The organism is Arthrobacter sp. B0316-1-20, assembly GCF_059091865.1.
The window spans coordinates 17,092-29,513 of record NZ_JBNHHC010000035.1 but is presented as its reverse complement, the minus strand read 5'-3'; the positions used below and the strand labels follow the sequence as shown (position 1 = coordinate 29,513).

The 12,422-nt window shown below is 66.1% G+C and carries 8 protein-coding genes; 2 read left to right on the top strand and 6 right to left on the bottom strand.

Annotation, left to right across the window (positions count from 1 at the left end; genetic code table 11):
- Positions 1-442 precede the first annotated feature (442 nt).
- Positions 443-1,615, top strand: a complete 1,173-nt coding sequence (locus AC5RW2_RS32765; protein WP_494074942.1) for a M23 family metallopeptidase — start codon at positions 443-445, stop codon at positions 1,613-1,615.
- A gap of 205 nt (positions 1,616-1,820) precedes the next feature.
- A complete protein-coding gene (locus AC5RW2_RS32760; RefSeq protein WP_493961839.1) occupies positions 1,821-2,399 on the top strand; it encodes a mismatch-specific DNA-glycosylase in 579 nt (192 codons plus the stop codon).
- Positions 2,400-2,446: 47 nt separating this feature from the next.
- Here the strand turns inward: AC5RW2_RS32760 and AC5RW2_RS32755 are convergent, their stop codons facing one another.
- From AC5RW2_RS32755 to AC5RW2_RS32730, 6 genes are all read right to left on the bottom strand, one after another.
- The gene (locus AC5RW2_RS32755; protein WP_493961838.1) at positions 2,447-3,007 is read right to left on the bottom strand and encodes a hypothetical protein; all 561 of its coding nucleotides are present in this window, start codon (positions 3,005-3,007) and stop codon (positions 2,447-2,449) included.
- Entirely contained in the window at positions 3,004-3,555 is a 552-nt protein-coding gene (locus tag AC5RW2_RS32750) for a DUF402 domain-containing protein (RefSeq protein ID WP_493961837.1), read from the bottom strand. Before AC5RW2_RS32750 ends, AC5RW2_RS32755 begins: the two co-directional genes overlap by 4 nt.
- Positions 3,552-5,528, bottom strand: a complete 1,977-nt coding sequence (gene dxs, locus AC5RW2_RS32745) for a 1-deoxy-D-xylulose-5-phosphate synthase (RefSeq protein WP_493961836.1) — start codon at positions 5,526-5,528, stop codon at positions 3,552-3,554. The genes AC5RW2_RS32750 and dxs overlap by 4 nt, the downstream gene beginning before the upstream one ends.
- A 190-nt stretch (positions 5,529-5,718) precedes the next feature.
- Entirely contained in the window at positions 5,719-8,580 is a 2,862-nt protein-coding gene (locus tag AC5RW2_RS32740; RefSeq protein ID WP_493961835.1) for an aconitate hydratase, read from the bottom strand.
- A 276-nt stretch (positions 8,581-8,856) separates the two neighbouring features.
- On the bottom strand, positions 8,857-10,173 hold the full coding sequence (locus AC5RW2_RS32735; protein ID WP_493961834.1) for a class I SAM-dependent RNA methyltransferase: 1,317 nt from the start codon (positions 10,171-10,173) through the stop codon (positions 8,857-8,859).
- Positions 10,170-12,143 (bottom strand): APC family permease, encoded by a 1,974-nt coding sequence (locus AC5RW2_RS32730; RefSeq protein ID WP_493961833.1) that lies wholly within the window; start codon positions 12,141-12,143, stop codon positions 10,170-10,172. The genes AC5RW2_RS32735 and AC5RW2_RS32730 overlap by 4 nt, the downstream gene beginning before the upstream one ends.
- Between the last annotated feature and the right edge of the window lie 279 nt (positions 12,144-12,422).

Below are 12,422 nucleotides of genomic sequence, written 5' to 3'. Positions count from 1 at the left end.
CCCCCAGCACACCTCACCCGACCTACCGGCCTGAGGGTCATGGCACCCGGGGTGGTGTTACGTCCTCTCCGCACCCCCTGGCCAACGTGGGAGCGCAGCCTCTGAACGGGAGCGGCGGCAGGAAGTGGGGACCTGGGCCTATGGCCCTCATCCGGGGCCCGCCGTAGACTGGGCGGAAGGCTTGACTCCGGCGGAAAATTGGACGGATGGCAGTGCTGTGGATCAGTTCAGGCGGATGCGGATAATCCGCAGGCATCCAGTTCGCCAGGAGCAACGGACCATGCAAATCACACACCGGACGGTTGCATTTATCGCCGTTGCACTTCTCCTGGCGGGCTGCACCTCCGGACCTAACACTGCTGACCAGAGCACAACAGCCGAAAAGACCGGGACCGCTGTCGCCACGACGGACGTCAGCGGTGGGCCCGGGACAGGAACTGCCGTGGCGCTGCCGCCGGACTACACCGCCGTGGCCATTGTGCAGCTCGGGGAAGCCACCATGCCCTTCAAGGGAACAGACGGCAAGTTTCACGTCGTATACGACCTGCTGCTGACGAACGCCAGCGTGGCCCCGGCAACGCTGGAGCGGGTCGACGTCGTCGATGAGGCCAGCCGGGCCACCGTTATTCAGTCGTTCTCGGGAAAGCAATTGGTTGATCCGGACTGTGACTACGGGGACTGCAACAGACTGCGGACGCTACCCTCCAGCCCGGCCCCAGACACCAAGATAGACGCGCAGGAATCCCGGGCATTGTTGGTCCACCTGTCCTTCGACAGCCTGGCCGACGCCCCGAAAATGGTCCTGCACCACGCCTACCTGCGGGCGGCCGCCAATCCAGGCACCGTGGAACCCTCGGACGTCGATTACCTGGTGACGCCCGTAAACATCTCGGCCGGAACGGCCCGGGTGATTTCCCCGCCGGTCAGGGGCACCAACTGGGTGGCTCAAAACGGTTGCTGCGACGTCGGATTCCCCCACGTCCCGTCCCTCTCGCCCCTGAGCGGCAAGCTTTCCAACAGCCAACGCCTGGCCATCGACTGGATGCGCACCAACGACGACGGCGAGTTCGTCTCCGGAGACAAAACAAAGAACGAAAGCTACGTTAGCTATGGTCAGGAAATCCATGCCGTGGCAGATGGCACCATCTCATCAACGCTTGACACGCTTAAAGCCAACACACCCGGTGTCCTGCCAGCCAGTGACCCCGAATTACGCAAACAAATCACCGTGGAAACCGTTGACGGAAACCATATTGTGCAGGACCTAGGCGGCGGTGTCTGGGCCATGTATGCCCACCTGCAGAAAGGGTCGCTGCTGGTCAAACCCGGCGACCAGGTCAAGGCAGGGCAGGTCATCGCCAAGCTGGGCAACACAGGAAATTCCAACGCAGCCCATCTGCATTTTCAGCTCATGAACGACCCTAGCCTGATTGGGGCCGACGCCGTTCCCTACGTCCTTGACAGCTTCTCCTACGCGGGTTTTCTCAATCCGGAGTTGATGCTGGCCGCTGATGACTACATCACTGGAAAGTTCTTCGCTGACCATTTGGCAACCGTGCAACCACGCACCGACGAACTGCCCATGAGCGGAAACATCATCAACTTCGCTGGGTGAGTAATTTCAAAATGCGCGGCGTGTCGTAGCGACCAGCCAATCCTCCATTAGACACTAAAAGCCAATCTTTCAGAGCCTATCCGCTTGTCTTTCATGACACCTGCAAAGATCAGCCGATAGTCAACCCCCCCGCGGCAACGAGGCGGCATCCAGCTGAATTCATTCGTTCCCTGAGCGTCCTGCGGCCGTATGAAAGAGTGGTTGGGTGGCCTTCACCCGGACCGAACTGCTCAGCTTCCAGGACGCGCTCGTCCCGGACCTTGTTGGCCCGGGCGTGCGCCTGCTGTTCGTTGGCATAAATCCCGGCCTGTGGTCGGCTGCCACCGGCTCGCATTTCGCCCGGCCCGGCAACCGGTTCTATCCAGCCCTGGCCGCTGCCGGCATCACCGAATATGTGATCCGCGCCGGTGACGGGATGGCGGAGCAGGACCGCGAACATCTGGTCGCCCGCGGCGTCGGCATCACCAATATCGTTCCGCGGGCCACGGCCGCCGCGGCCGAATTGGCGGCGGAGGAGCTGCGGGCCGGCGCCCGGCGGCTTGAGGCGAAGATCGAAGAGCTGGAACCGCGGGTGGTGGCCGTGGCGGGGGTGACTGCCTACCGTGTGGGCTTCCAGCGGCCGAAGGCGCAGTTGGGCCGCCAGCCGGAGCGGATCGCCGGAGCCGAGCTCTGGGCGGTGCCGAATCCCAGCGGCCTCAATGCCCACCACAACGTGGCTAGCCTGGCCGCGGTTTACCGTGAGGCGGCCCTAGCTGCAGGCATCATTCCCGCAGAGCCGGAGTAGCGCCGCTCTGCAAGGTCCCAGCGCCAGCGTCGGTACCGGGATTAGTGTCAGTCCAGGCTGAAGGCTGCCTTGGCCGGCACGGGATGCTTCTGCTTCACGGCGGCCAGGTTGTCGTGCGGCGCAACGCCGATGCTGAGCTTCGTGTAGTCGAGCTTGGCTTCGCGGAGGCAGACTTTCAGGCCCGCCACGGCCTTGGCCGCGTCCGGCGCCATCACGTAGATGTTGAGCTTGTGCGGGACAAACTCGGTCTTCTCCACGGTGCCCAGCCCGCGCCAGGCAAAGTACTCGGTGATGGTGCGTTTGGCTTTATCCTCCAGGTAACGATCGCGGTCGCTGCCGGCCGCCGTCTTCAACGCATACTGGGCCACCACCCAGGACTGCTCCCCCGGCGCCAGCTCCGCGTAGCCGTCCTCGGCGCATTGGGCGGCAAAAGCGTCCATCAGCGACTCGGCGGCCTCCGCCGTGACATTCTTGCTGTCCTGTGTGGAGCTCTGGTGTCCGACCGTTCCGTGGTTCACCACGAACTGGCCGTACTCTTCGTCGAACCACGCCTCGCGGAAGACCAGCGCGCCGTCGTCGTTCTTCTTGTAGACCCGAAGAAAGCTCATGTCCGTCCTTTGTTTAACCACGTCAGGGCCGTTCCATCGAACGGCGCAGCCTGTGCCAGCACTTGCTGGTAGAGCACGCGACAGCTGTCCTGCATCCGGACGGCCAGCGCTTCCGGGTAGTCCATCGTCACGCGGTGTTCGGTGAACTCGTCCTCGTCGTCGATGTACACGCGGCCGCTGGCGGTCCGGATCACGTCCAGGTCCATGTCCGTGACCTGGACTTCCCAGCCGGCCGGAAGCAGCGGATCCACCCGGATGCCGGTGGCCAGGTCAACGTAGATGCGGAAGTCGCCGGGATAAATCTCGTCGTAGAACGTCGCCACATAGTCGCCCTCGCGGGGAAGGAGCTGCACGGCGTCGGATCCAGCGAAGAAGGCAACTCCGGGCCGGGCCACCAGCGAGCCCCCGGGCTGGAAGATCCAGTCACCGAACGAGTCCGCACCCAGGTAAGTGCCGGGCACCAGCCAGTGCGCACCGCCGTCGTACTTCCAATTGCGGAACACCACCATGTCGCCAGGCTGTGCCTGGGCAGGGATGCGCCCGGTCACTGGATCTTGGGAATCTGGCCGGTCGGCAGTTCCTGGCCGGGCAGCGGGCGGGCGAACGGCACCTTGGTGCCCAGCACCTGCGCCACGGTGTCTTGGGCCACCTGCTGCGCGGTCAGGCCAACGCGTTCCAGCACTTCGGCACGTGTGCCGTGGGCCAGGAACTCCACCGGGAGTCCCACTTCGTTCAGCGCCGTATCCACGCCGGCCGCCCGCATTTCCTGCCGGATGCGGGACCCTACCCCGCCGGCGCGCACACCATCTTCGATCACCACGACAATCCGGTGCCGGGCCGCCAGGCCGATCAGCGACGGCGCCACCGGCAGCACCCACCGGGGGTCCACCACGGTGGAGCTGATGCCCTGCGCGCCCAAACGGCCGGAGACATCCAGCGCCAGCTCACTCATGGCACCCACGCTGACGATCAGCACGTCGTTTTCGGTGGAGCCGGAGGGCCGCCGGGCGAGGACGTCCACGCCGTCCTTGAGCCGCTCGATGGCCTCGACGTCCGGTCCCACGGATCCCTTGGAGAACCGGACCACAGTGGGCGCGTCGCTGACGGCTACAGCCTCGCGCAGTTCCTCCTTCAGCCGCGCGGCGTCCCGCGGCGCGGCCAGATGCAGGCCCGGCACAACCTGCAGCAGCGCCATGTCCCACATGCCGTGGTGGCTGGGGCCGTCCGGCCCGGTGACCCCGGCGCGGTCCAGCACCACGGTGACGCCGGCCTTGTGCAGCGCCACGTCCATCAGCAGCTGGTCGAAGGCGCGGTTCAGGAAGGTGGCGTAGAGGGCCACCACCGGATGCAGCCCGCCGTATGCCATCCCGGCCGCGCTGGTCAGCGCGTGCTGCTCCGCGATGCCGACGTCGAAGACCCGCTCCGGATGCTTGGACGCGAACTTCTGCAGGCCCACCGGAATCAGCATGGCCCCGGTAATGCCGACGATGTCGCGGCGTTCGTCGGCGAGGTCGGCGATCTCGTCCGCGAAGACGGAGGTCCACGACTTCCGGCCGCCGGATTCAACCGGCTCGCCGGTCTCCGGGTCGATCACGCCCACGGCGTGGAACTGATCCGCCTCATGGGCGCGGGCCGGCGCGTAGCCTCGGCCCTTCTCTGTCATGACGTGCACAATCACGGGTCCGCTGTACTTCTTGGCCTGGGACAGCGCCGCCTCGACAGCTTCCAGGTCATGCCCGTCGATCGGGCCGATGTACTTCATGCCGAGGTCTTCGAACAGGCCCTGCGGCGCCCACCAGTCCTTGATGCCCTTCTTGGTGGCGTGCAGGCTTTTGTACGCGAACTGACCCAGCGGGCCGCCGGACTGCAGCTTTTCTTTCCACCAGTTGAGCGTGCCCTCGTAGGCGCGGTGGGTGCGGACCTTGTCGATGGTGGTCCGGCGCAGCGCGGCCAGCTGGTCGGCCAGTCCGCCGATGGTCGGGGCGTAGGAGCGCCCGTTGTCGTTGACCACGATCACCACGCGCCGGTCCCGGTCCGCGGCGATGTTGTTGACCGCTTCCCAGGCCATGCCGCCGGTGAGGGCGCCGTCGCCCACCACTGCGACCACGTAGCGGTCGCCTTCGCCGGTCAGCTGGCGGGCACGGGAAATGCCGTCTGCCCAGGACAACGACGACGACGCGTGAGAGCTTTCCACGATGTCATGAGCCGATTCGGCCCGGTCCGGATAGCCTGCAAGGCCGCCCTGCTGCCGCAGGGTCCCGAAGTCCTGCCGCCCGGTGACCAACTTGTGCACATAGGACTGGTGGCCGGTATCAAAAACAATGCTGTCGTGCGGGGAATCAAACACGCGGTGGATGCCCAGGGTCAGCTCGACAACGCCGAGGTTCGGACCCAGATGGCCGCCGGTCTGTGCGACGTTGGTGATCAGGAACTGGCGGATCTCCTGGGCCAGGTCCTGCATCTGGACCATGTCGATCCGGCGCAGGTCGCGCGGCTCGCGGATGGTCTCGAGCAATCCCACAGAGCAGGTCCTTTCCTTCACAAAGCGTCGGTTAATCCTACCGCCATCCATCCTCCACCTCGTGTTCCGCTGATGCGAGGGTGCACACACCGCTGCCGGCTGCACATCTACCCGTGCAAACGTGCCCAGATGCAGCAGGGCGGGCGTCCGGTTGTCCGGACGCCCGCCCCTGTGACTCGCTATGCAGTGGTTAGCTGGCCGAGATCTGGCGCAGCACGTACTGCAGGATGCCGCCGTTGCGGTAGTAGTCGGCTTCGCCCGGCGTGTCGATGCGCACCACGGCGTCAAAGCTCTTGCTGGAGCCGTCCTCGCCGGTGGCGGTGACCTTCAGCGTCTTCGGCGTGGTGCCCTCGTTCAGGGCGGTCACACCCGAGATGGAGAAGGTCTCCGTGCCGGTCAGGCCCAGCGAGGCAGCGGATTCGCCGGCCGGGAACTGCAGCGGGAGCACGCCCATGCCGATCAGGTTCGAGCGGTGGATGCGCTCGAAGCTTTCGGCAATGACCGCCTTGACACCCAGCAGGGCGGTGCCCTTGGCGGCCCAGTCGCGGGACGAACCGGAGCCGTATTCCTTGCCTGCCAGCACCACCAACGGAGTGCCGGCGGTCTGGTAGTTCATCGCCGCGTCGTAAATGTAGGCCTGCGGACCACCGGTCTGGGTGAAGTCGCGGGTGAAGCCACCCTCAACGTTGTCCAGCAGCTGGTTGCGCAGACGGATGTTCGCGAAGGTACCGCGGATCATCACTTCGTGGTTGCCGCGGCGGGAACCGTAGGAGTTGAAGTCCTTACGCTCCACGCCGTTCTCCAGCAGGTAGCGGCCTGCAGGGCTGTCCGACTTGAAGGAACCGGCCGGGGAGATGTGGTCGGTAGTGACCGAGTCGCCCAGCTTGGCCAGCACGCGGGCGCCGCTGATGTCCTGGACGGGCTCCGGCTGCGCGCTCATGCCGTCGAAGTACGGTGGCTTCCGCACGTAAGTGGAGTTCGGATCCCAAGCAAAGGTGTCGCCTTCGGGGGTTTCAAGCGCCTTCCAACGCTCGTCGCCCTCGAACACGCCTTCGTAACCCTTGGCGAACATCTCCTTGTTGATCGAGGCGTCGATGACATCCTGGACCTCAACCGGGTTCGGCCAAATGTCCTTCAGGAACACATCGTTGCCCTCCGGGTCCTGACCCAGCGGCTGCTTCTCGAAGTCGAAGTCCATGGTGCCGGCCAGGGCGTAAGCGACCACCAGAGGCGGGGACGCCAGGTAGTTCATCTTGACGTCCGGGTTGATCCGGCCTTCGAAGTTGCGGTTGCCGGACAGGACGGAGGTGATGGAGAGGTCGTTGTCCTGAACGGCCTGCGAGATTTCGGGCTCCAGCGGGCCGGAGTTGCCGATGCAGGTGGCGCAGCCGTAGCCGACCACGAAGAAGCCGAGCTTCTCCAGGTACGGGATCAGGCCGGACTCTTCGTAGTAGTCGGTGACGACCTTGGACCCGGGGGCGATGGAGGTCTTGACCCACGGCTTGGAGGCCAGGCCCTTTTCCACCGCGTTGCGGGCCAGCACGGCCGCCGCCAGCATCACCGAGGGGTTGGAGGTGTTAGTGCAGGACGTGATCGAGGCGATCGAGACCGCACCGTGGTCCAGCTCAAACTCACGTCCGTCTTCCATAGTGACCTGCACCCGCTTGGAGGGTCGGCCGTCACTGGGCAGGGCAACGTGGCGTCCCTGCGCGGCCGAGCCGCCAGACGGTCGTTCGTTAGCCTGGGCAGCGCTGGCTTGCGCAGCGGCAGCGTGGCGGACCGTCGAGGTCATCGCCGGGACGTCCGACGCCGGGAAGGACTCGTCAAGCGCCTCGTCCAGGGCATCTTCGTTGCCGGTAGCAACGTAGTTCTGCAGGTCCTTGCGGAACTGGTCCTTGGCGGAAGTCAAGGAAATGCGGTCCTGCGGGCGCTTCGGTCCGGCGATGGACGGCACCACGGTGGACAGGTCCAGCTCAAGGTATTCGGAGAAATTCAGTTCGCGGGACGGGTCGTGCCAGAGGCCCTGTTCCTTGGTGTAGGCCTCGACCAGGGCAATGTTCTCCTCGGGACGGCCGGTCAGGCGCAGGTAATCGAGGGTCACGTCGTCGATCGGGAACATGGCGGCAGTGGAACCGAATTCCGGGCTCATGTTGCCGATGGTGGCGCGGTTGGCCAGCGGCACAGCCGCCACGCCTTCGCCGTAGAACTCGACGAACTTGCCCACCACGCCGTGCTTGCGCAGCATCTCGGTAATGGTCAGCACCACGTCCGTAGCGGTGGCACCGGCCGGGATCTCGCCGGTGAGCTTGAAGCCGACCACGCGCGGGATCAGCATGGAGACCGGCTGGCCCAGCATCGCTGCCTCGGCCTCGATGCCGCCGACGCCCCAGCCGAGCACGCCCAGGCCGTTGACCATGGTGGTGTGCGAGTCGGTGCCCACCAGGGTGTCCGGGTAGGCGCGCACCTTGCCGTCGACCTCGCGGGTCATCACGGTGCGGGCTAGGTACTCGATGTTGACCTGGTGCACGATGCCGGTTCCCGGCGGGACAACCTTGAAGTCCTCAAACGCGGTCTGGCCCCAGCGCAGGAACTGGTAGCGCTCACCGTTGCGCTGGTATTCGATCTCCATGTTGCGTTCCAGGGCACCGGCATTGCCGAACACATCGATCTGCACCGAGTGGTCAATGACCAACTCGGCCGGAGCCAGCGGGTTCACGCGCTTCGGATCGCCGCCGAGGTCCTTGACGGCCTCGCGCATGGTGGCCAGGTCCACGATGCAGGGAACGCCGGTGAAGTCCTGCATGATCACGCGAGCGGGGGTGAACTGGATTTCGGTGTCAGGCTGCGCGTCGGGATCCCAACCGGCCAGGGCGCGAACGTGGTCCGCGGTGATGTTCGCACCATCTTCGGTGCGGAGCAGGTTCTCCAGCAGGACCTTGAGGCTGAACGGAAGGCTCTCGGCACCTTCAACTGAACTCAGCCGGAAAATTTCGTATTCGGCACCGGCGACGTTCAAGACGCCTTTGGAACCGAAGCTGTCCACATTACTCATAACAGGACTCCTCTCGCCACACTTTATCTTTGTCCGGGCGGAAACCACCCGCTAGTTAGGCATCCCTAAGTGTGAAGGGACCGCTGCGGGTTCGGCCTCTGGGCCGTTTGCACGCCGAAGCCCGCAGAATCGACAGGACAGAGACAGGATGCTTCGCCCGGAACCGCTGCCTCCATCCTAGCCGCTAGCCCGTTGGCGGGCGGCGGAACGCCACCTGAGGCCTGGATCACATCCGGAATCGGCGGTCCGCACCCCTTAGGCGCCGGTCGGCCGGCGTCAGTCGGCGCCCGGAGTCAGCACGGCGAACGACTCCATGTGGTGCGTGTGCGGGTACAGGTCGAAGGCCCGTAGCGACTCGAGGTTCCAGCCCAGTTGCAGGAAGTAGCCCAGGTCGCGGGCGAAGGACGCCGGATCACAGGCAACGTAGCCGACCGTGCGGGGTCGCCGGGAAGCCACTGCCTGCACCACCGCTTTGCCTGCACCGGCGCGGGGCGGATCAAGCACGACGGCGTCCAACACCTTGGCCTGCGAGCGCAGCACCCGCTCCACCTTGCCTTGGACGATCTCGATCTGGCCGAAGCCGTGCAGGTTTTTCCGCGCATCCTTGCTGGCCGCCGGCGATCCCTCCACGGAGAGCACGTTGCCAGTGATGCCTACGGCGTCGGCCAGTGGCGCGGTGAACAGCCCGGCACCCGCGTACAGATCGGCCACCCGCTCCCCCGCCCGCGGCGCCAAGCCGCCCATCACCGCGGACGTCAGGGTGGCAGGTGCCAGCCGGTGGATCTGCCAGAAGCCGTCGCCGGTTACCCGGTACCGGTGGGGACCGCTGGTTTCGGCTACCCAGGTGCGTCCCCGCAGCCGGGTGAGCCGGCCGGGCTCTGGCTCCCAGGCCGCCACCGAGACGCCTGGCTCGATCCGTTCGGCCAGCTTGGCCAGCCGCTTCGGTGAGGTCCCGGCGGCGGGCACCAACAGCACCAGCGGGGTGTCGCCGCCGGCCGGTGCCGCGACTTCCACCCGCTCCAGCCCGGTCAGGTCGAGGCCCCACAGCCGCAGGTCATTGACGGCGTCCACGGCCAGCGGCATGTCCTGAACCGGAATCAACTCGTCCGAGCGGTGCGCATGCATGGCCAACCGGCCATCCGGCCCCACGCCAAAGGCGGCACGCGTACGCCAGCCGAGTCCGTCGTCGTACTCCCCCTCCGGAGCTTCCACGGTCACCTCGCGTTCCAGCTTGGCCAGCCGTTGCAGCTGCTCCGCGAAGATCTGGCCTTTCAGCCGGCGCTGGGCAGCCAGCGCAATGTGGCCGAACTCGGCGCCGCCCACGGGCGGCCGTCCGGCTTTCGAGGCGGCCAGGGCATCGGCCGGCGCCCACGGATGCGCCACCCGGTCGGCGGACGCTTCCAGTACCTCCACCGTGTCCGCACGCCAGAAACCCGCGCCCGCTCCGCCGTCAGTCACCCGTGCCAGCACCCGTTCGCCGGGAAGTGCGTGCCGGACGAAGACCACCCGGCCCTCGTGCCGGGCGACGAAGTGCCCTCCGTGCGCGGGAGCACCGACGGTCAGTTCGATCAGCTGCGGCGCGGGTTCGGTCATGGAAGCTCCTGGTATCGGCGGGCGGAAGCGGAGGATGACAGCTGCCACGGCACGCTGGCCACCATGACCCCCGGTTCAAAGTGCAGGCGGGTCTTGATCCTCAGCGCGGTCTGGTTGTGCACAAGCTGTTCCCACCAGCGTCCCACGACGTACTCCGGGATGTAGACCACCACCAGTTCGCGCGGGGAATCCCTGCGGATGCTTTTGATGTAGTCGAGGATCGGCGTGGTGGTTTCACGGTACGGCGAGGCCAGCACCGTGATCGGGACCGGGATGTTGAGTTTCTCCCAGTCGCTCAGGGTTCGCTCGGTCTGCTCGGGGTCCAGATCCACCACCACCGCGTCCAGTCGCGACGGCCGCGACGCCCGGGCGAAGGCGAGCGCCCGGAGCACCGGCTTGCGCACATGAGAGACCAGAATCACGGCGTGCACCCGCGACGGCAGCGCGGTGGTCGGCTGGTCTGGATCGAGCGCCAGTTCCTGGGCCACCTGGACGTAGTGGCGGTTAATACTGTGCATGATCAGCCAGAGCACCACGATGCCCAGCACGGCCAGCCACGCCCCAAAGATGAACTTGCTGACCAGCACCACCACCAGCACCGTGACGGTGAGGATGAAACCCACCAGGTTGATCAGCCGCGAACGCACCATCCGGCGCCGCACCGGCCGGTGCGGGGTGGCGCGGATTTCGCGCGACCAGTGCCGGATCATGCCCAGCTGGCTGCAGGTGAAGGAAACGATGACACCAATGACGTAGAGCGGGATCAGCCGGGTGACGTCCGCACTGAAGATCAGCACCAGCACCACGGCCGCGGCCGCCAGCGCCAGCACGCCGTTGCTGTAGCTGAGCCGGTCCCCGCGGGTGCGCAGCTGGCGCGGCAGGAAGCCGTCGGTGGCGAGGATCGAGGCCAGCTGCGGGAAGGCGTTGAACGCCGAGTGGCTGGCCAGCACCAGGATGGCCGCGGTGGCCGCGACCGTCAGGTAAAACAGCAGGGCGCCGCTGCCGAAGACCGTTTCGGCCAATTGGCTGAGCACCGGGGACTGGAAATAGCCGGCCGGCAGTGGCTCTCCGTTCAACCGCAGTTGTTCGGCGGGAAGCTGCACCACCCGCACCTGGGTGGCGCGGGCCAGGTACATCACCGCCATGGTGATCACCGTGGCGGAAATGCCCAGCATCAGCAGCGCAAACCCGGCATTCTTCGCCCGCGGTTTCTCGAAGGCGGGCACATTGCTGGCCGGCGTCTCCACACCCGTCAGCGCCGCGGCACCGGTGGAAAAGGCCCGCAGAACCAGCAGCGCGCCGGCCACACCCATCAGGCCGGCCTCCATGCCGGGTTCGGGCACGACGTCGAACGCGGCGCTGGGTGCCTCACCGAGGCTTCCAGCGAGGTCAAGGACAAACCCCACCAGGCACATCAGCAGCACGGTGCCCACAAAGACGTAGGTGGCAATCGCCACGGTACGCCTCCCGCGGGCCAGCCCGCGCAGATGCAGCAGGGCCAGCGCCGCAATGCCGGCCACGGCCGCCCCCGGCTGCCAGCCGTTCAGTGCCGGGATGGCAGACACCAGATACTGCGCGGCGGAGGACATGGACACCGCCACGGTCAGCACATAATCCAGCATCAGGGCAGAGCCCACCGTGATGCCCGCCGGCTTGCCCAGGTTCTTGGTGGCGATCTCGTAGTCGCCGCCGACCGGATACGCATGGATGCTCTGGCGATAGGAGGCCACCAACACCAGCAGCACCACCATGACCGCCAGGCCCACCCAGGGGGCAAGCACGATGGCGGCCACGCCGGCCAAGGCCAGTGTGAGCAGGATTTCGTCCGGGGCGTAGGCCACCGAGGAGAGCGCGTTCGCGGAGAAGACCGGCACCGCAAACCGACGCGGCAGCGCCTCCTGCTTCAGCCGATCGGTGCGGAATGGCTTGCCCACTAGGACCCGCTTGAGGGCATCGAAAAATGTCAACACGCTTCGCTCGATGCGACAGCCAACACCATGAGCCAATTCTTCACGGCTCTGAGTCTATGCCAGCGCAGGGACGCGGGCCTGCGCGGCAAGACGGACCGTTGGTGCGGGCTTCGGGCGCCCGGGATTCAAACCGCAACCGGGCACGGCTCGCGGGCTTGCAAAGGCCGACAATCCCTTGCACCACTTGAGCTTGCCAGGTCGGAACCCGCAGACGCTAGAGAAACTCCGCCCTGCGATTTGATAGCCACGGCACCTCCGCCGGGGTTAGCATGTGCGTGT